The sequence below is a fragment of the Glutamicibacter uratoxydans genome (assembly GCF_006539925.1).
GTDB lineage: Bacteria > Actinomycetota > Actinomycetes > Actinomycetales > Micrococcaceae > Glutamicibacter > Glutamicibacter uratoxydans.
Window position 1 is genome coordinate 133,804 of the sequence record NZ_BJNY01000010.1, and the last position, 19,095, is coordinate 152,898.

General features: G+C 64.9%; 12 protein-coding genes and 1 tRNA gene. 2 read left to right on the forward strand and 11 right to left on the reverse strand.

Going from position 1 to position 19,095, the window contains the following annotated elements:
* Positions 1 to 181 precede the first annotated feature (181 nt).
* The 4 genes from rpsA to polA all read right to left on the reverse strand — a co-directional run bounded on the left by rpsA (position 182) and on the right by polA (position 6,954).
* The gene (gene rpsA / locus AUR04nite_RS10070; protein ID WP_141364560.1) at positions 182 to 1,648 is read right to left on the reverse strand and encodes a 30S ribosomal protein S1; all 1,467 of its coding nucleotides are present in this window, start codon (positions 1,646 to 1,648) and stop codon (positions 182 to 184) included.
* Between the two features lie 203 nt (positions 1,649 to 1,851).
* A complete protein-coding gene (locus AUR04nite_RS10075; protein ID WP_246055475.1) occupies positions 1,852 to 2,790 on the reverse strand; it encodes a polysaccharide deacetylase family protein in 939 nt (312 codons plus the stop codon).
* A 36-nt stretch (positions 2,791 to 2,826) separates the two neighbouring features.
* Positions 2,827 to 4,128 (reverse strand): GNAT family N-acetyltransferase, encoded by a 1,302-nt coding sequence (locus AUR04nite_RS10080; protein WP_141364562.1) that lies wholly within the window; start codon positions 4,126 to 4,128, stop codon positions 2,827 to 2,829.
* 126 nt (positions 4,129 to 4,254) lie between these two features.
* The gene (gene polA / locus AUR04nite_RS10085; RefSeq protein ID WP_141364564.1) at positions 4,255 to 6,954 is read right to left on the reverse strand and encodes a DNA polymerase I; all 2,700 of its coding nucleotides are present in this window, start codon (positions 6,952 to 6,954) and stop codon (positions 4,255 to 4,257) included.
* On the opposite strand from polA, the gene AUR04nite_RS10090 reads away from it, so the two are divergent.
* On the forward strand, positions 6,953 to 7,438 hold the full coding sequence (locus tag AUR04nite_RS10090) for a hotdog fold thioesterase (RefSeq protein WP_141364566.1): 486 nt from the start codon (positions 6,953 to 6,955) through the stop codon (positions 7,436 to 7,438). The genes polA and AUR04nite_RS10090 overlap by 2 nt on opposite strands.
* Before the next feature lie 69 nt (positions 7,439 to 7,507).
* On the opposite strand, the gene AUR04nite_RS10095 is transcribed toward AUR04nite_RS10090, so the two are convergent.
* The 4 genes from AUR04nite_RS10095 to AUR04nite_RS10110 all read right to left on the reverse strand — a co-directional run bounded on the left by AUR04nite_RS10095 (position 7,508) and on the right by AUR04nite_RS10110 (position 10,548).
* Positions 7,508 to 8,053 carry a dihydrofolate reductase family protein gene (locus AUR04nite_RS10095; protein WP_141364568.1) on the reverse strand — a complete coding sequence of 182 codons (546 nt, stop codon included), beginning with the start codon at positions 8,051 to 8,053 and terminating at the stop codon, positions 7,508 to 7,510.
* A 63-nt stretch (positions 8,054 to 8,116) separates the two neighbouring features.
* The gene (locus AUR04nite_RS10100; protein ID WP_141364570.1) at positions 8,117 to 8,365 is read right to left on the reverse strand and encodes a hypothetical protein; all 249 of its coding nucleotides are present in this window, start codon (positions 8,363 to 8,365) and stop codon (positions 8,117 to 8,119) included.
* Entirely contained in the window at positions 8,362 to 9,627 is a 1,266-nt protein-coding gene (locus tag AUR04nite_RS10105; protein ID WP_141364571.1) for an inorganic phosphate transporter, read from the reverse strand. Before AUR04nite_RS10105 ends, AUR04nite_RS10100 begins: the two co-directional genes overlap by 4 nt.
* A gap of 303 nt (positions 9,628 to 9,930) precedes the next feature.
* Entirely contained in the window at positions 9,931 to 10,548 is a 618-nt protein-coding gene (locus AUR04nite_RS10110; RefSeq protein ID WP_141364573.1) for an ANTAR domain-containing response regulator, read from the reverse strand.
* 189 nt (positions 10,549 to 10,737) lie between these two features.
* On the opposite strand from AUR04nite_RS10110, the gene AUR04nite_RS10115 reads away from it, so the two are divergent.
* Positions 10,738 to 10,819, forward strand: a tRNA-Leu gene (locus AUR04nite_RS10115).
* A 278-nt stretch (positions 10,820 to 11,097) separates the two neighbouring features.
* On the opposite strand, the gene pyk is transcribed toward AUR04nite_RS10115, so the two are convergent.
* The 3 genes from pyk to gltB form a co-directional block, all read right to left on the reverse strand.
* Entirely contained in the window at positions 11,098 to 12,609 is a 1,512-nt protein-coding gene (gene pyk / locus AUR04nite_RS10120) for a pyruvate kinase (RefSeq protein WP_141364575.1), read from the reverse strand.
* An 86-nt stretch (positions 12,610 to 12,695) separates the two neighbouring features.
* Positions 12,696 to 14,177, reverse strand: coding sequence for a glutamate synthase subunit beta (locus AUR04nite_RS10125; RefSeq protein ID WP_141364577.1), 1,482 nt, complete (start codon positions 14,175 to 14,177; stop codon positions 12,696 to 12,698).
* Positions 14,170 to 18,816 (reverse strand): glutamate synthase large subunit, encoded by a 4,647-nt coding sequence (gltB, locus tag AUR04nite_RS10130; protein ID WP_141364579.1) that lies wholly within the window; start codon positions 18,814 to 18,816, stop codon positions 14,170 to 14,172. The genes AUR04nite_RS10125 and gltB overlap by 8 nt, the downstream gene beginning before the upstream one ends.
* Positions 18,817 to 19,095: the final 279 nt, after the last annotated feature.

Below are 19,095 nucleotides of genomic sequence, written 5' to 3' on the forward strand. Positions count from 1 at the left end.
CACTGTGGCCGATCCACCCGGGGAGCGATCTTTCCCCACGCTGATCAGCACTAATGATGAGTAGGCAGGCTCAATTCAGGCTTAAATGTACGATGGCCCACCCCGAAAATCGGGATGGGCCATCGTGCTTAGCGAAAGCTAGTTTCCTGTCTGCGGCCGTAAGGGCCGGCAGCGAGGGAAATTAGTTGCCGGTCAGCTTCTCGCGCAGTGCAGCCAGTGCTTCGTCGGAAGCCAGGGTGCCAGCGTCGGTTGCTGGTGCCTCGGAGGAGTACGAAGCTGGTGCAGCCTCGGCTGCAACAGGCTCTGCTTCTGCGTCGGCAGCCAGTGCAGCGGCAACCTGCTTCTTGTGAGCTTCCCAACGCTCCTGAGCGGCAGCGTACTGTGCCTCCCATGCAGCGCGCTGGGTCTCGAACCCTTCGAGCCATTCGTTCGACTCTGGGTCGAAGCCCTCTGGGTACTTGTAGTTGCCGGCCTCGTCGTACTCTGCAGCCATGCCGTAGAGTGCTGGGTCGAACTCGGTGCCCTCTGGGTCAACGCCTTCGTTAGCCTGCTTGAGCGACAGCGAGATGCGGCGGCGCTCCAGGTCGATGTCGATGACCTTGACGAACAGCTCGTCGCCCACGGAGACAACCTGCTCAGCCAGTTCAACGTGGCGAACTGCCAGCTCGGAGATGTGAACCAGGCCTTCGATGCCGTCTTCGACGCGAACGAACGCACCGAATGGAACCAGCTTGGTAACCTTGCCCGGTACAACCTGACCCAGTGCGTGGGTGCGGGCGAAGGTCTGCCATGGATCTTCCTGGGTAGCCTTCAGCGACAGGGAAACGCGCTCGCGGTCCAGATCGACTTCCAGAACCTCGACGGTGACTTCCTGGCCAACCTCGACAACCTCGGATGGGTGGTCGATGTGCTTCCACGACAGCTCGGAAACGTGTACTAGGCCGTCTACGCCGCCCAGGTCCACGAAGGCACCGAAGTTGACGATGGAGGAAACAACGCCCGGACGAACCTGGCCCTTTTCCAGCTTGTTGAGGAAGGTCGAGCGGACCTCGGACTGGGTCTGCTCGAGCCATGCACGGCGGGACAGCACAACGTTGTTACGGTTCTTGTCCAGCTCGATGATCTTGGCTTCGATTTCCTGGCCGATGTATGGTGCCAGGTCGCGAACGCGACGCATCTCAACCAGCGATGCAGGCAGGAAGCCGCGCAGGCCGATGTCCAGGATGAGGCCACCCTTGACAACCTCGATGACGGTACCGGTAACGACGCCGTCCTCTTCCTTGATCTTTTCGATGTCGCCCCAAGCGCGCTCGTACTGTGCACGCTTCTTGGACAGGATCAGGCGGCCTTCCTTGTCTTCCTTGGTCAGAACCAAGGCCTCGACGTTGTCGCCAACGGTGACAACGTCACCTGGGTCAACATCGTGCTTGATGGAAAGCTCGCGGGAAGGGATGACACCTTCGGTCTTGTAACCGATGTCGAGCAGAACTTCGTCGTGGTCAACCTTGACGACGGTGCCTTCGACGAGGTCACCATCGTTGAAGTACTTGATGGTGGCGTCGACTGCGGCCAAGAAGTCCTCAGCAGATCCAATGTCGTTGATTGCGACGACTGGTGCGCTGTTGTTCTCGTTCGAGGTGATGGTCATGTAGTAGGGACTCCGATGTGGATAGATTTGGTCAGTCGAACCCCCGGAAGTCCCAGGAATTCGAACGGGTAAAACTTGATGCGCGCATGGCGAACCACGGCACGCTTATCAAGTCTACGCGCCTACCATAGAGCGGGTCAAAGTGGAATCCGCCAAGATGCGCAGCTTCTATTTGTGAAATTCGCTACAGTCCGGGTGGTTTCTCAGAATCCCTGAGACAGGGTGGCCAGTTTGATTCCCGAGTCGAGCAGCGGGCCCAGCCCGGCGCGCACTCCGGCGGCGGTGCCGGAGCCCGGCTGGTTGAAATGGCCGATCCCCACGTCTCCGGACTTCAGCAGTTTCACCTGGCTCGCAACCGCTGAGGCGGCGAATGTCGCCCCCGCATCCAGATTCCTGGTGAAGTTCATCGGCACGATCCCCAGCGCGCGGCACAGCGCGGCGCCAGCCTCGTCCATGTGGGCGGTCCCGGAGCGGAAGAAGCGGGCGTCGACGCCGAATTCACCGGCCATGTAGCGCTGGTTCTCCATTACCTCGTCGTAGGCCGAGCCAACTGACGCGGTCCCGGGAATGCCATAGGCCTTCTGCCCGGCGATGCACAGCGGCGCGTGCAGCGTGCCGTGGTTGGCGATCTCAAAGAGCGGGTCTGCCACTAGTTCCTTCATCAGTCCAGGATTCGCCCGCGCCCAGCGCTGGTTGATGAACAACGTGGCAGGGGCCCGATGTGCACGAAGAGTGGACAGCAGCGCTGTGTCCACTGCCGAGCCGCGCGGCCCTCCGCAGGCGTCAAAAGTCAGCGCGGCAAACTTTGCCCCCTCGGGCAGGCCCAGCTGGATCCCAGGCACCTCCAAGCCGAAGGAACCGGCCGCACGGCCCTTGAACATGTCGATGGCCTTATCCCTGTCGAGAAATTCAGGGGCTCCATCACCGGGGGCCACGGCGCCGGTGCTGCTGGCCGCCGGGCTGGCTGGCGCCGGTGCAGGGTGGACGGAAGGCGCAGAATTCGCCGGCGCCAAGCTGGACTCGGACGAACCGTCGGCCGCGCAGCCCGACAGTACGAACGAGCCCAGGGCCGCCGCGCCGAATGCCAGCAGGCTCCGGCGGGAGCTGAGCGGCACCAGGTGGCCGTCCGGGGAAGCAGGCATTGCGTAGATCAAGTCCTTCAGCCGATGGGTAGGGTTTTAGAATCCGTGCAGGGTAAACGGCTCGCTGGGTCCGTCGAAGAGGTCCGCGCAGTCCTGCGCACTGGCACCGTTCACCAGCGCAGCCCGTCCAACCGCCAGCAGCTGGTCCAAGCTCGTGGTCCCCAGGTAGAGGCCTGCCAGTTCGCGCACGCCCAGGGCGATCTCCGGAACCTCGGGCCAGGCTTGCTCCCCCGGTTCCAGCGGTTCGACCACCACGCTGTCCTGCCCGATGTCGAACAAGTAGCGGCCCTCGGCGAATCCCAGCTCATCGGCGACCTGCAGGACCACGGCGCCTTCGCGCCAATAGCCGCGCCGGCTGAACGCGGCGCACACATCCAGCACCCGCAGCCAGAGCACGTCATCCACGCTGCGCACGGTGCTGCTGCGCTCGTCGGCCAGCATGAGCCGCAGCGGGTCGTCGAGCGGGCCCGAGGCGTAGACCTCGTGCACCAGGTCGTGGTTAGCGACGTAGGCCAGCAGCTTGATGCGGGCCGCGGGGTTCACGGCAATCAGCTTGTGCACCACCATGCGCGCCGGTTCCTTGTCCCAGCCGGCGAACTTGTAGGTGATGAAGCCATCCAGCGTGCCTTGCTGGTCATAGGAGGCGGCGAAGCGCATGTGCTTCGGCTTCGCCAGGGTTTCGTACCCGTCCCAGCGGCCCAGCGCGTAGCCTTCGTCGTACAGCGCGCCGTCCACCGAACCAAAGGTGGCCTGCTGGGCGCGCGCCGCCACATCCCGGTACTGCTCGGTGAACTGCTGCGCGTCGATATCCACCACGGTGCCCGGCAGCTGGCCGCGGAGTTTCAGCCCGCCCTCGCATTTGAGCGTAAAGCGCTGCTGGCGGGTGGCGACCTCGAAGCCGAACCTGCCGTAAATGGTTGCTTCCGAGGCGGTCAGACCGGCCAGCGCGAATCCCTGCGACGCGGCATAGGCCAGGTCGTCGCGCATCTGCGCGGAGAGGATTCCGCGGCGCCGGTGCGTGGGGCTGACGGTGACGGCGGAGATCTTGTGCAGGGGCACGGGCTGGCGGCCGCCGGCATTCAGCGTGCCCGGGAATGACGCATAGGTGTGCACCGGTGCGGCGGCGTGCCGGCTTGGCAGCTGCGCCGACCGGTCGAAAACCATGGTGCAGCGCAGCTGGTGGGCCGCGGCGATCTCGCGGTAGGTCTGCTGCCCCTGCTCATCGGAGACGTCATCGTAGAACCCGATGCTGGTAGCGATCTGGAAGTCGGTGAGCAGCTGCATCTGCTCCGCAGGCAGCTGGTGGGCGTTGAACGTCACGGTTTCAAGGTTGCTCAAGATTCACTCCGTCGTCTGGTCGATGAGGCGTCTGGTCGAGGGGCTGGGGGCGGGCGGACAGGGATAGTGGCAAGGCCCGGTGCCACGCAGGAAAACGGCGTGGCCCCGGGCCTTGGCGGCGGCGTCTTAGTGCGCTGCCTCGTGCCAGGTGGCGCCGACGCCCGGCTGGACATCCAGCGGGACCAGCAGATCGGCGGCGGCGCCCATCTCACGGGTCACCAGCTCGCTGATCGCCTCCAGCTCTCCAGGAGCGATCTCCAGCACGAGTTCATCGTGCACCTGCAGCAGCATGCGCGAGGCGTAGCCGCCGGAAGCCAGCTCCTCGGCGATGCGCAGCATGGCCACCTTGACCAGGTCCGCGGCCGAGCCCTGGATCGGGGCGTTCAGCGCGGCGCGTTCGGCGATGTCGCGCAGGCGGCGGTCCGAGCTGTTCAGCTCCGGCAGGTAGCGGCGGCGGCCGAAGATGGTTTCGGTGTAGCCGTCCTTGCGCGCCTGCTCCACCACCGAGCGCAGGTAGGTGCGCACGGCGCCGAAGCGGTCGAAGTAGTCCTTCATGAGCTTGCGGGCCTCGTCGACGCCGATCTTCAGCTGCTTGGACAGCCCAAAGCTGCTCAACCCGTAGGCCAGGCCGTAGCTCATCGCCTTCACCTTGGAGCGCATCTCGCTGGTGACCTCCGATGGCTCGACGTTGAACACGCGCGAACCGACGAAGCGATGCAGGTCCTCGCCGTCCTGGTAAGCCTGGATCAGGCCCTCGTCGCCGGACAGGTGCGCCATGATGCGCATTTCGATCTGCGAGTAGTCAACCGTCAGCAGGGTCTCGTAGCCCTCGCCGACGACGAACACGTCGCGGATGCGCCGGCCCTCTTCGGAGCGGACGGGGATGTTCTGCAGGTTCGGGTTCAAGCTGGACAGGCGTCCGGTGGCGGCGACGGTCTGCGCGTAGGTAGTGTGGATGCGCCCGTCTGGATGCACCGCCTTGAGCAGCCCGTCCACCGTCTGGCGCAGCTTAATCGCGTCGCGGTAGGCCATCAGCGCGACCAGGAACGGGTGGCCGGTTTTGACCAGCAGGTCCTGCAGCGATTCCGCATCGGTGGTGTAGCCGGTCTTGATCTTCTTGGTCTTCGGCAAATCCAGCTCCTCGAAGAGCACCACCTGCAGCTGCTTCGGGCTGGAGAGGTTGACCTCATGGCCGATCGCCGCGAAGGCCTCGTTGCTGGCGGTTTCCACCTGGGAAGTGAAGTGGGCGCGCAGCTCGTTCAGGCGCTCGGTGTTCACCGCGATGCCTGCGCGTTCCATGGCAAAGAGCACAGGGATCAGCGGCAGCTCCATGTCGCGGGCCAGCGCATCGGCATGCTTGGCAGCCAGTTGGGTGTCCAGGTAGGCCGAAAGGTCGAACACCGCCTGTGCCTGGGCCAGCGCCGGGTCTGCCAGATCCGAGGCCAGGCCAAGGTCCAGCTCGCCCTTCTTCACCTGGTGCACCGGTACCTGGTACTTCAGGTGGTAGGACACCAGTTCTGCCAGTTCGTGGCTGCGGCGGTCCGGCTGGATCAGGTACGCGCTGATCAGGGTGTCGTCGGCGATGCCCGCAACACTCAGCCCGCGGTCGGCCAGCAGGTGCATGGCGGCCTTGGCGTCGTGGAAGATCTTCGGTGCGTGACTGTCGGCCAGGAAGGCCGCCAGCTCGGTTTCCAGCGCTTCATCTAGGCCCGCCAGTTCCATCCAGACTGCTTCCAGCCCGCGGTAGAGCGCCAAGCCCACCGCCTCGCCGCCGGAGACTGCCGGGTGCACGGCGATGGCCGCGCCCTGGCCAGCCTCGATGAAGGCACGCAGGGACGCGGCGTCGGCAACCTCAACGCGGGTGAATTCGGCGACCTCCGGAGCCGATTCCTCGTCCTGGGCCGCGAAGAGGTCGAACAGGCGCTTGCGCAGCGTGTTGAACTCCAGCGCGTCGAAGAGGTTCTCGATCTCTTCGCGGTTCGGCGCCTCCAGCTCCATGTCTTCGAGCGTGACGTCGAGCTCAAGGTCGTGGCGCAGCTGGTTCAGCTTGCGGTTGCGGGTGACGTTGTCCACGTGCTCGCGCAGCGCATCGCCCACCTTGCCCTTGATGGAGTCGATGTTCTCCAGGATGCCTGCAAGATCGCCGTATTGGTTGATCCACTTGGCGGCGGTCTTCGGGCCCACGCCGGGCACGCCGGGCAGGTTGTCAGCGGTTTCGCCGACCAGCGCGGCCAGGTCGGAGTAGCGCTCGGGGCGCACAAAGTATTTTGCTTCCACCGCGTCGGCGTCCATCGGCGGGATGTCGCTGATGCCCTTCTTCGGGTAGAGCACCAGGGTGCGGTCGGTGATCAGCTGGAAGGCGTCGCGGTCGCCGGAGACTACCAGCACGCTGAAGCCTGCGTCCTCGCCGCGGGTGGCAAGGGTGGCGAGGATGTCGTCGGCCTCGAAGGGGTCCAATGAGATGCTTGGGATGTTCATCGCGCCCATGACCTGCTTGATCAGGTCGATCTGGCCGTGGAATTCTTCGGGAGTCTTGTTGCGACCGCCCTTGTACTCGCTGTACTCCTGCTTGCGGAAGGTCGGGGTATCCAGGTCGAAGGCGACTGCCACGTGGGTCGGCTTCTGCTGGCGGATCATGGTTAGCAGCATGGAGACGAAGCCGTGCACGGCGTTGGTGTGCTGTCCGGTGCTCGTTGCGAAGTTCTCCGCCGGCAGTGCGTAGAACGCACGGAAGGCCATGGAGTGCCCGTCGATGATCAGCAGTCTCTTGTCCGACGCCTCGGTCGGTTTGGTAGTTTCGCTCACACCTGAAAGCCTAGTTGTCATGAGCGACAATTTCACTTCTCAACCCGCGCAATCTTCGGCACATCCGTTTGCGCAGCAGCTGACCGACCACGGCGTCCCGGAATTCCTTTGGCCGTTCTTGACGAAGTTCGGTCTGGGCGGCCTGGCCGACAAGCTGGGCATCATGTTCACGCACTTCTCGGTGGAAAAGGTCACCGCGACCATGCCGGTGGAGGGCAACACCCAGGTGATGGGCATCCTGCACGGCGGGGCCTCGGCCGCGCTGGCCGAAACCCTGGGCTCGATGGCCGCCGCACTGCACGGCGCCGGCAAGGCGAACCCGGTGGGCGTGGACCTGAACATCACCCACCACAAGGCAGGACGCAGCGGGCTGGTCTACGCCGAATGCACGCCGATCCACCTGGGCCGGCGCAGCACCACCCACGAGATCGTCATCACCAACGAGGACGGCGCCCGCGTGGCCACCGCCCGCATCACCAACATGATGCTTCCCGTAGAAAACTAGGGATGCAGCCAGCGCCCGCCGCCGGGCATGAGCCCAGGCGGCGGGCGCTGCGGTCTTTAAAGCAGGTTTCTAGCCGACGGCGTAGCGGGAGACGAACACGTCGTCCCCCAGGTTCTCGGTCTCCAGTCCTGCCAGCTGGGCGCTGACCCCTCTGCCGAAGATGTTCGCCCCATCCCCCAGCACCACGGGTACGGTGAGCAGAACCAGCTCGTCAAGCAGCCCCGCCTGCACAAATCCGCCGGCCAGGTCCGCGCCGCCGACCACCCAGACGTCGCCCACCGATGCGCTGCGGGCAATGTCCCTGCTCCAGAAGCCGATCTCTCCGCGGATGAACGTCAGGTCGGCGCCGGGCACGGTGGGAAGCTCGTGGTGCGTGAACACCCACACCGGCTTGTCCCCGTAGGCCCATTCGAGTTTCCCCTCGGCCACGTCCCGGGCGATGTTCTCATAGGTTTTGCCGCCGATCACCACTGCCCCGATGCCGGCGAAGAATTGGTCGAAATGCGCTTTCACGCCGGCGCGCTGGGAGAACGGCTGCAGCCAATGAGCGTCTCCGTTGCGATCGGCGATGAAACCGTCGATGGAGGCACCCACGTAGTACTTGAAGCTTGTCATGGCTCTAGTCTAGGGGTGCCTCCATCGAAGGCAATATTCAGTTGTGGGCAGGCGGGCAATCCGCTAGTGGCTTGAGGAGAACCCGAGGATCGCGTCCGACAGCTGCGGCACGATCAAGATCACGCCGAAGGCGACGATCAAGCCGCACACGGTGAAGCAGGCGTAGGCGCCGGTTTTGTTCAGCCCGACGCTGGCGCCTTCGTCCTTGGCCACCGCCAACAGGCGTACGCCTAGGGAGTAGGCGGCGACGATCAGCAGGGCCGCAACCCAGGTAACGATCGCGACGATGAGAAATGCCATCCAGTCGATCATGCGTTGTCAACCTTCTCTTCTTCTGCTTCCTCACGCTCGGCCTTGGCGCGCAGGGCCGCCTGCTTGGCCTTTGCCTCGGCCTTGGCCTTGGCGCGGCGCTCCTTCTTGGTGAGGATATTGACTGCGGCGCCGGAATTGTCGATGTCGGAAATGTTCGACTCGTGATCGTGCGGCTGCTTGCGCGAAGCAAACCAGATGGTCAGCATTGCCGCTACGCCCAAGATCGCGACGATGAAGAAGCCGACGGTGCCGGCGCGGGTGATCCAGGCGGCAATGCCGCCGACCACGGCTGCCGCAGGAAGGGTGAACAGCCAGCCCAACGCGATGCGTCCTGCGGTCCCCCAGCGGACCTCGGCGCCCTTGCGCCCCAGGCCGGAGCCGATCACCGAGCCGGAAGCCACCTGCGTGGTGGACAGCGCGAAGCCCAGGTGGGACGAGGCGAGAATTGCCGATGCGGTGGAAACTTCGGCGGAGAAGCCCTGCGCAGGCTTCACATCGGTCAGGCCCGAACCCATGGTCTGGATGATGCGCCAGCCGCCGGTGTAGGTGCCCAGCGCGATCGCCAGCGCACAAGCGGTGACAACCCAGATGTGCACCGGGGAATCAGCATCCTGCATGCCTGAGGCAACCAGAGTCAGGGTGATGATGCCCATGGTCTTCTGTGCATCGTTGGTGCCGTGGGACAGCGCCACGAGCGAGGAGGAGAAGATCTGCCCGTAGCGGAAGCCTCCGCGCTTGGGCGAAGCGCCGGAGGAGCGCTTGGTAATCGCGTAGGCGAGCTTCGTCGCCAGATAGGCGGAAATGCCGGCGATCAGCGGGGCGCACAGCGCCGGAAGCAGGACCTTGGAAAGCAGCACGCTGTAGTTCACGGCGTCAAAGCCTGCGCCGACGATCGCTGCGCCGACCAGGCCGCCGAACAATGCGTGGGACGAGCTCGATGGCAGCCCCAGCAGCCAGGTGAGCAGATTCCAGATCACTGCACCCATCAGGCCGGCGAAGATCATTGCGGGGCCGATGGCCACGCCTGAGCTGCCCGTAGGATCCTCGTTGATGATGCCGCCGGAAATGGTCTTGGCAACTTCGGTGGAGAGGAATGCACCGACAAGATTCAAAATTGCTGCAAGGGCAACTGCCTTTTTGGGCGAGATTGCCCCGGTTGCGATTGGGGTGGCCATCGCATTGGCCGTGTCATGGAAGCCATTGGTGAAGTCGAAAAACAGCGCCAAGGCGATGACAAGGACGACGATAAGCGTCAAATCCATTGAATACCAGCCTGAGGGGTCGAACGGCAAGGAAAATTAGGGTGGATCGCTACCGATCCATGCTGCGAATTGGAGGCGCGCTGAAATTACGTCCAACGCGCAATTTCAATCTTAGGCCTCCTCGGAGGTTCGTCAACGCATCTACGATGCCAATGCAAGGTTAACGGAAGGTAAACAACGCGGTCCGAAGCACCCGATCCGCGCCAAGGGTCGCGCAGATCACAGGGGCAGGCATGGAAAATGTGCGCCAACCCCCGCTCGGGTTGACGCACATCACAGCTGTCGGAGCCGCGCAGTCGTCCGCTACTTCACCTGGTCGATGACGGTCTCGGCCACCTGCCGCATGCTCAGGCGGCGGTCCATCGAGGTCTTCTGGATCCAGCGGAAGGCTTCCGGCTCACTCAGGCCCATCTTCGTGATCAGCAGGCTCTTCGCCCGGTCCACCAGCTTGCGGGTTTCGAACTGCTCGGCCAGCGAGGAGACTTCTTCCTCCAGCGCACGGATCTCATCGTTGCGCGAGATCGCGATTTCGATCGCAGGGGTCAGGTCGGCCGGGGTGAAAGGCTTGACCACGTAGGCCATGGCCCCGGCTTCGCGGGCGCGCTCCACCAGTTCCTTCTGGCTGAACGCGGTGAGCAGGACGACCGGGGCGATGCGCTCCTTGACGATGGCCTCCGCGGCGGTAATGCCGTCCATCACCGGCATCTTCACATCCATCAGCACCAGATCCGGCTTCAGTTCGCGGGCCTTGTCCAGCGCGCTCTGGCCGTTATCGGCCTCGGCAACGACGTCATAGCCTTCGGAGCGCAGAATTTCGACGATGTCCAAGCGGATCAGCGTCTCATCTTCGGCGACGATGACGCGGCGCGGCGCACTGACCGGCTCGGAGGGAATTCTGGTGACTTCTGGTAGCTCGCTCATTCGGCGCCGTCCTTCGTTGTAAGAATGTCTGCCAGCACGATCGGCAGTTTTCGGTGGATTCTGGTGTGAAGCCCCGTTGCCTCAGTTTCGTATCTAAGCCTACTTGCATGTAGTCTTATCTCGGCAAATACGAACGAGGTTCTCGATTATGAAATCCATGAAACCTCAAGTAGGATAGTCAAAGTGCCCGCCCAAGTGGCGGAATCGGTAGACGCGCCGCACTCAAAATGCGGTATCGAAAGATGTGTGGGTTCGAGTCCCACCTTGGGCACAGAAACAGAATTCGCCGGCAGGAACTTCGGTTCCCGCCGGCGAATTTTTTGCATTCTCTACCCTCTCACGCCGACGGCGAACACCTTCACCTCCTCCGCACTCACGACCATAGAGATGCGCCGAGCCGCTCCCACAGAACACGTGTCGGCGCATACATCAGATTTCTTGCCCCTCACGGGCGGGAGAACAAGCAAACACCCGCCCGGAACGACGTCAATCAAGACGTCATACCGGGCGGGTGTCATCCTGCCAGTGCGCTGTGGGAACTAGCGGTGCCTACAGTGCCTTGGGAGCGGAGACGTGCTCTTCATCCCATGGGCCGACCTTTTCACGGGCAGGCATCGGCTTACCGTCGACCAGCTGGCCGGCGTCGGCAAGGTCTCCGACCTTGTGCACGCGCAGCGAGTTGGTGGATCCGGCCTGTCCCGGAGGGGAACCGGCGGCGATGCAGACGATGTCGTTCAGCTCCGCCAGGCCTTCGGAGAGCAGCGCCTCGTCGACCTGTGCAGTCATCTTGTCGGTGTGGTCCGCATAGGCAACCAAGCGGGCCTGGATGCCCCACATCAGGGTCATGATGTTGTAGGTCTGCTGCAGCGGGGTGAAGGCCAGCACCGGCTTCTTCGGGCGCAGGCGCGAGAGGCGGCGGGCTGAATCGCCAGACTGGGTGAAGGCGACGATGTACTTCGCGTCCAGCTGGTCGGCGATTTCCACTGCGGCGCGGGTGATCGCACCGCCGCGGGTCTTCGGCTTGGAAAGCAGGCGCGGGATGCGGTCCAGCCCGTGCTCCTCGGTGGAAGCGATGATGCGGGACATGGTCTCCACGGTCTCCACCGGGTAGGCGCCCACGGAGGTCTCGCCGGAGAGCATGACAGCGTCGGCGCCGTCGAGCACCGCGTTGGCGCAGTCAGAAGCCTCGGCGCGGGTAGGGGTCGGCGACTCGATCATTGACTCCAGCACCTGGGTGGCGACGATGACCGGCTTGGCCCAGCGACGTGCCAGCTCGACCGCGCGCTTCTGCACGACTGGAACCTCTTCCAGCGGCAGCTCCACGCCCAAATCGCCGCGGGCGACCATGATGGCGTCGAAGGCGTTGATGATCTCTTCCAGCGCCTGCACTGCCTGCGGCTTCTCGATCTTGGCGATGACCGGCACGCGGCGGCCTTCCTCGTCCATGATCTCGTGCACGCGGGTGATGTCGGTGGCGTTGCGCACGAAGGACAGCGCAACCATGTCCACCCCTGCGCGCAGGGCCCAGCGCAGGTCGTCCTCGTCCTTCTCGCTCAGCGCAGGCACGTTCACCGCCACGCCCGGCAGGTTGATGCCCTTGTTGTTGGACACCTCTCCGCCGACGACGACCTCGGAACGCACCGAAGTTTCGGTGACCTCTACCGCCTTGAGCTTGACCTTGCCGTCGTTGACCAGCAGGAAGTCGCCCGGCTGCACGTCCTGCGGCAGGCCCTTGAAGGTGGTGCCGCACAGGTTGCGGGTGCCTTCGACCTCTTCGATGGTGATGGTGAATTCTTCGCCGGGCTCAAGGATGTACTTCGCGTTGTCCTTGAAGCGGCCCAAACGGATCTTCGGGCCCTGCAGGTCGGCGAAGACGCCGACCGCGCGGCCTACCTCGGCGGCCGCATTGCGCACATTCGCCAGGGACTGTGCGTGCATGGAGTGGTCTCCATGGCTCATGTTCAATCGGGCGACGTCTACGCCCGCCTTCAGTACCGCTACGGTGTTCTCATAGCTCGCCAGGGAAGGGCCCCAGGTCGCCACAATCTTTGCGCGTCTCATTCCGTCAGCCATATGCCTTTCATGTAAACCTTAGGCAAAATGCGGCCCACCCGTTCTCGGATGTGCCGCATTCAAGCCCATGACACTCAAATGATGCTGATGGCCCTATCGGTTGGAGCTACTGGCGCGGGTAATGTGGTCGATCCGGTAAGGAACTTGTCCACCGAGGCGGCACAGGCGCGGCCTTCGGCGATCGCCCAGACGATCAACGACGCTCCCCGTCCGGCATCTCCAGCAACGAACACCGCGTCGGCATTCGTCATGTAGTAGCCATCTCGGGCGACGTTGCCCAGGTTGTTGAATTCGGTACTGACCTGTTCATCAAGCCCGGAATCTTCCGGACCAGTGAACCCGAGGGCAAGCAAAACCAGATCCGCCTTGATGACGCGTTCGGTTCCAGGCTTCGGGAGGCGCTTGCCAGCAACAAATTCTGTCTCTGCCACTGTAACACCGATCACCTTGTTCAGGTTATTTGCGTCGTGCCGATCGCCGTCCGAGACGAAATTCACCGTGGATGCCAGGTAGCTGCGTTCTCCGCCCTCCTCGTGCGATGACTGGACCTCGAAGAGCACTGGCATCATCGGCCAAGGGTGGTTTTCGCTGCGTTCGGTGCCCGGCTGCTTGCCGATGGCCAGCGTCGTGACCGAAGCGGCCCCCTGGCGCAGGGCGGTGCCGATGCAGTCCGAACCGGTGTCGCCGCCGCCAAGGATCACCACATGCTTGCCCGCGGCGTCGATGCTGCGCTCCTGTTTCAGCCCTGCCACCACGCGGTTGTTCTCCGCGAGGAATTCCATCGCGTGGTGCACGCCGTTCAGCTCGCGTCCCGGAACCGGCAGATCGCGCGGCACCGACGCTCCGGTGGCGATGATCACCGCATCGTAGTCGCGGCGCAGCGCGTCCCAGGTGATGTCTGTGCCGATCTCGATGCCGGTGCGGAAGATGGTGCCTTCGGCCGCCATCTGGGCCAGGCGCCGGTCGACGACCTGCTTTTCCAGCTTGAAGTCCGGAATGCCGAAGCGCAGCAGGCCGCCGATGGCCTCGTCGCGCTCGTAGACCGCAACCGTGTGCCCAGCCCGAGTCAGCTGCTGGGCTGCAGCCAGGCCTGCGGGGCCGGAGCCGACGATTGCCACGCGGTACTCGGTATGGCGCTCGGGCGGGCAGGGAGTGAAGTCCCCGGCGTCCATCAGGTGCTCGGCAAGTTCCGCCTCCACCTGCTTGATGGTCACCGCCGGCTGGTTGATGCCCAGCACGCAGGAAGACTCGCAGGGGGCGGGGCACAGCTTGCCGGTGAGCTCCGGGAAGTTGTTGGTGCTCAGCAGGCGGGCGGCGGCATCGTCCATCCGGTCCTTGTAGACCAGGTCGTTGAACTCCGGAATGAGGTTGCCCAGTGGGCAGCCGTTGTGGCAGAAGGGCACGCCGCAGTCCATGCAGCGGCCCGCCTGCTGCTGCAGGGTGCCCTGCTGCTGGCGCTGAAGAACCTCGCGGTAGTCCATGAGCCGGATCGGCACCGGCCGCTTGGGCTGCGTGACTCGCTGCGTCACCTTCAAAAATCCTCGTGGATCAGCCACGGGTCACCTCCAAAATCTTGTTCCATACCTGCGGGGAGTCCGGGTTCTGCCCGGCCGCGGCGGCGTCGGCGCGCAGCTGCTGCACTGCGGCGAAATTGCGCGGGGTCAGGCTGGTGATCCGGGTGCGGGTGTGCTCCCAGTCCAGCACCAGGCGCTGGGCCAGCGGCGAGGCGGTCATCGCGATGTGCTCGGTGAGCAGCGCGAAGATCTTCTGCGCCTCGTCCTCGTCGATGCCGCGGATGGCCAGGTCGTCGCCGGCTACCGCCAGCGGATTCAGCGTGGCAGGGTTGAAGTCCAGCACCCAGGCGGTGCCGCCGGAGAAGCCGGCGCCGAAGTTGCGGCCGGTGGGGCCGAGAATCAGCACCTGTCCCCCGGTCATGTACTCACAGCCGTGCTCGCCAATGCCCTCCACCACCAGGGCGGCGCCGGAGTTGCGCACGGCGAAGCGTTCGCCGACCTGCCCGTTGATGAACAGCTGGCCGCTGGTGGCGCCGTAGCCCACCACGTTGCCGGCGATGACCTGCTCTTCGGGCTTGGACTCGGTGCGCTGCGGTGGATGGATCGCGATCCGCCCGCCGGACAGGCCCTTGGCGACGTAGTCGTTCGCGTCGCCGGACAGGCTCAGCGTGATGCCTGCTGGCAGGAAGGCGCCCAGCGACTGGCCGGCGCGGCCCGACAGGTTGACCTTGATGGTGTCGGGCGCGAGTTCGTCGAGCCCGAAGGTCTTGGTCACGTGGTGCCCCAGCAGGGTTCCCACCGAACGGTCCGTGTTCACGATGTCCGCCTCGATGCCCACCGGGATGCGGTCGGCGAGCGCCGGTGCGGCGGCGGCCAGCAGCTTCTGGTCCAGGTGGTTCTCCAGCCCGTGGTCCTGGCTGATGCGCCGGGTGCGGGCCTCCAGCGGCGCGTCGGGCACCGTGGTGATGGCTTCCAGGGCCAGCGAGGTGACCTTCTGGTGGGCCGCCAGCTGGGTGTCTGACACCTTGAGCAGCTCCACCTTGCCGATGACCTCGGCCAGGGTGCGCGCGCCCAGCGAGGCGAGCAGTTCGCGCACTTCCTGGGCCAGGAACTCGAAGAAGTTCACCACGAATTCCGCCTTGCCGGTGAAGCGTTCGCGCAGCAGCGGGTTCTGCGTAGCCACGCCCACCGGGCAGGTGTCAAGGTGGCACACGCGCATCATGATGCAGCCCGAGACCACCAGCGGAGCGGTGGCGAAGCCGAATTCCTCCGCGCCGATCAGGGCGCCGATGAGCACGTCGCGCCCGGTTTTCAGCTGGCCGTCCACCTGCACGGTGACGCGGTCGCGCAGCCCGTTGAGCAGCAGCGTCTGCTGCGCCTCGGCCAGACCCAGCTCCCAGGGGGTGCCAGCGTGCTTCAGCGAGTTCATCGGGGAAGCGCCGGTGCCGCCGTCGTGGCCGGAGATCAGCACCACGTCGGCCTTGGCCTTGGCCACGCCTGCGGCCACGGTGCCGATGCCGGATTCAGAGACCAGCTTGACGTGCACGCGGGCGCTCGGGTTGGAGCACTTGGCGTCGTGGATCAGCTGGGCGAGGTCCTCGATGGAGTAGATGTCGTGGTGCGGGGGCGGGGAGATCAGTCCGACGCCCGGGGTGGAGTGGCGGGTTTTGGCGATCCACGGGTAGAGCTTCTCGCTCATCAGCTGCCCGCCCTCGCCGGGCTTGGCACCCTGGGCCATCTTGATCTGGATGTCGTCGGCGTTGGACAGGTACAGGCTTGTCACGCCGAAGCGCCCGGAGGCGATCTGCTTGATCGCGCTGCGCCGTTCTGGGTCAAGCAGGCGTTCGGGGTCCTCGCCGCCCTCGCCGGTGTTGGACTTGGCGCCCAGCCGGTTCATCGCGATGGCAAGGGTTTCATGGGCCTCGGCGGAGATCGAGCCGTAGCTCATCGCGCCGGTGGAGAAGCGCTTGACGATCTCGCTGACCGGCTCCACCTGATCGATGTCGATCGGGGTGACACCCTCGGTGTCGAATTCCAGCAGGCCGCGCAGGGTCTTCAGCTGCGCTGCCTGGTCGTCGACGGCGCGCGTGTATTCCTTGAACACGTCGTAGCGGCGGGTGCGGGTGGAATGCTGCAGCCTGAAGACGGTTTCCGGGTTGAACAGGTGCGGCGGGCCGGAGCGGCGCCACTGGTACTCTCCCCCGGTTTCCAGTTCGTTCTCCTGGGCGCCACCGTCGAGCTGCGGGTAGGCGCGGGCATGGCGGGAGGCGACCTCCTCGGCAATCGTCGCAAGTTCGATGCCCGAAAGCTTGGAGGTTGTGCCGGTGAAGAACTGCTCGACCACGCGCGTGGACAGGCCGACTGCCTCGAAGGTCTGCGCTCCGCAGTAGGAGGAGACCGTGGAGATGCCCATCTTGCTCATGATCTTCAGCAGCCCCTTGCCCAGCGCCTTGATCAGGTTCGCGGCGGCCTTGGCCCCGCCCACCCCGTTCAGCTCTCCGCGTTCGGCCATCTCTTCCACGCTTTCCAGGGCGAGGTAGGGGTTGATGGCGCTGGCGCCGTAGCCGACCAGCAGCGCGATGTGGTGCACCTCGCGGGCGTCGCCGGACTCGATGATCAGCGACACGCGGGTGCGCATGGAGCTTTTGAGCAGGTGGTGGTGCACGGCAGACGTCAGCAGCAGCGACGGGATCGGCGCCCAAGCGGCCGAGGAGTCGCGGTCAGAGAGCACGATGTAGCGCACGCCGCGGTGCACCGCCGCGGAGACCTTCTCGCAGATTTCCTGCAGCCTGGCGCGCAGCTCCTGCTCGCCGCCGGCCGGGCGGTACAGGCCGCGGACCTTGAGCGTCTGCTTGGCCCCGGTCTCATCGCGCAGGTTGGCGATCTTTGCCAGCTGGTCGTTGGTGAGCACCGGGTATTCGAGCTCGATGTGCTGTTGTTCGACGCGGTCGGCGGCCAGCAGATTGCCGTCCGGGCCGATGGAGGTGCCCAGCGAGGTGACCAGCTCTTCGCGGATGGCATCCAGCGGCGGGTTCGTCACCTGGGCGAAGGACTGGGTGAAGTAGTCGAAGAGCAGCCGCGGGCGCTGGGACAGGGCGGCGATCGGGGTGTCGGTGCCCATGGCCGCCAGCGGCTCGGCACCGGCGGCTGCCATCGGAGCCAGGATCACGCGCAGCTCCTCGGTGGTGTAGCCGAAGGTCAGCTGGCGCAGGTGCACCGAGGCGGAGGTGTGGCGCACGTGCTCCAGGGCTGGGAAGTCATCCAGCGACTTCAGATTCTGCGCCACCCATTCGCGCCATGGCTTGGCGGCGGCGACTTGGGTCTTGATCTCGGCGTCCTGAATGATCCTGCCGGCTTCAAGGTCGATCGCGAACATCTTGCCCGGGGCCACGCGGCCCTTGGAAATGATGTGCTCCTCGTCGACGTCGATCACGCCCACCTCGCTGGCGAGCACCACCAGGTCATCGTCGGTGACCCACCAGCGGGCTGGGCGCAGGCCATTGCGGTCCAGCACTGCGCCGGCGGTGGCTCCATCGGTAAAGCAGACGGCCGCCGGGCCGTCCCACGGTTCGATGAGCATGGACTGGTACTGGTAGAAGGCGCGCAGGTCCGGGTCCATCGCCGGATCGTTCTCCCAGGGCTGCGGGATCATCATCATGATCGCCTCGGTCAGCTCGCGCCCGGAGAGCATGAGCAGCTCGGCGACCTCGTCGAAGGAGGCCGAATCCGACGCCCCGGGGGTGCAGATCGGGAAGAGCTCCTCGGGGACCTCGCCGAGCACCGGCGAGGCCAGCGTCGACTGGCGGGCGCGCATCCAGTTGCGGTTGCCCTTGACCGTGTTGATTTCTCCGTTGTGGGCAATGGTGCGGAAGGGCTGGGCCAGCGGCCAGGAGGGGAAGGTGTTGGTGGAGAAGCGAGAGTGCACGATGGCGCAGCGGGTGGCGAAGCGCTCGTCGGACAGGTCGGGGTAGAACGGCTCGAGCTGCGCGGTGGAGACCATGCCCTTATAGACGATGGTGCTCGTGGAGAAGGAGGCGAAGTAGACGCCGATCTTGTTCTGCGCACGGCGGCGGATGCGCCAGACCGCGGCGTCCAGCTCACGCACCGCGCCCTGTCCAGCGGGCGAAGGGGCCACGGAGGCTGCGGGAGCTTCGGCGGGAGCGACGAAGAATTGGGTGATGTGCGGCATAACTGCGCGGGCCGAGGCGCCGATGACCTCAGCGTTGACCGGCACCTCGCGCCAGCCCAGGACCTGCAGGTTCTCTTCGGCGGCCAGGGCCTCAAGTTCTTCGCGGGCTGCGCGCAGCTGCGCTTCTTCGGCGGGCAGGAAGCCCATGCCCACCGCATAGCCGCCGGCGGCAGGAAGCGGGAAGTCGAGCACGGAGCGGAGGAATGCGTCGGGCAGGTGCAGCAGGATTCCGGCGCCGTCGCCGGTTCCTTCATCTGCACCGATGGCGCCGCGGTGCTCCAGGCGGCGCAGCGCTGTCAAAGCGTGGGAGACGATGTCGTGGGAGGCGGCATTCTTCAGCGATGCGATCATCGCCAGGCCGCAGGCGTCCTTCTCCGCAGCCGGGTCATAGAGTCCCTGGGCCGGTGGAATGGATGAAAAGCGGGTGTAGGGCGAGGGTGCTCCCCCGCCAGAATCGGGCGAGGCGTTCAGCTGGACTCCGGTCATGCTCATGAGGCGTGCCTTTCGGGTGTTCGGTGGGAAAGGCAGTTCCATGGGTGGCGGCGGCTGAACTTGCTGCGCAGCTGGTGGGCGGCGGGAGCCGAGGCGTCCGGTTTCGCAGGGGAACGAACTTTCCCACCTCGTTGTGGTGCCCGGCCTTGTCGGCGCGGTGTGCATCACACACTACGGTTCATTTGTTTCTTCCAAGAGCGCGCTTTTGTTTCAAGGAGGTTAAAAACTGCTTGGCGCGAGCTTGGATTTGCGCCGTGCCCGTGCACGCAGCTGGCCATA

What these genes read in the sequence shown, in the direction of transcription:
- rpsA (WP_141364560.1), bottom strand. Translation starts at nt 1,648, where the DNA reads ATGACCATCACCTCGAACGAGAACAACAGCGCACCAGTCGTCGCAATC.
- AUR04nite_RS10075 (WP_246055475.1), bottom strand. Translation starts at nt 2,790, where the DNA reads ATGCCTGCTTCCCCGGACGGCCACCTGGTGCCGCTCAGCTCCCGCCGG.
- AUR04nite_RS10090 (WP_141364566.1), top strand. Translation starts at nt 6,953, where the DNA reads ATGAGCGACAATTTCACTTCTCAACCCGCGCAATCTTCGGCACATCCG.
- polA (WP_141364564.1), bottom strand. Translation starts at nt 6,954, where the DNA reads ATGACAACTAGGCTTTCAGGTGTGAGCGAAACTACCAAACCGACCGAG.
- AUR04nite_RS10095 (WP_141364568.1), bottom strand. Translation starts at nt 8,053, where the DNA reads ATGACAAGCTTCAAGTACTACGTGGGTGCCTCCATCGACGGTTTCATC.
- AUR04nite_RS10100 (WP_141364570.1), bottom strand. Translation starts at nt 8,365, where the DNA reads ATGATCGACTGGATGGCATTTCTCATCGTCGCGATCGTTACCTGGGTT.
- AUR04nite_RS10105 (WP_141364571.1), bottom strand. Translation starts at nt 9,627, where the DNA reads ATGGATTTGACGCTTATCGTCGTCCTTGTCATCGCCTTGGCGCTGTTT.
- AUR04nite_RS10110 (WP_141364573.1), bottom strand. Translation starts at nt 10,548, where the DNA reads ATGAGCGAGCTACCAGAAGTCACCAGAATTCCCTCCGAGCCGGTCAGT.
- pyk (WP_141364575.1), bottom strand. Translation starts at nt 12,609, where the DNA reads ATGAGACGCGCAAAGATTGTGGCGACCTGGGGCCCTTCCCTGGCGAGC.
- gltB (WP_141364579.1), bottom strand. Translation starts at nt 18,816, where the DNA reads ATGAGCATGACCGGAGTCCAGCTGAACGCCTCGCCCGATTCTGGCGGG.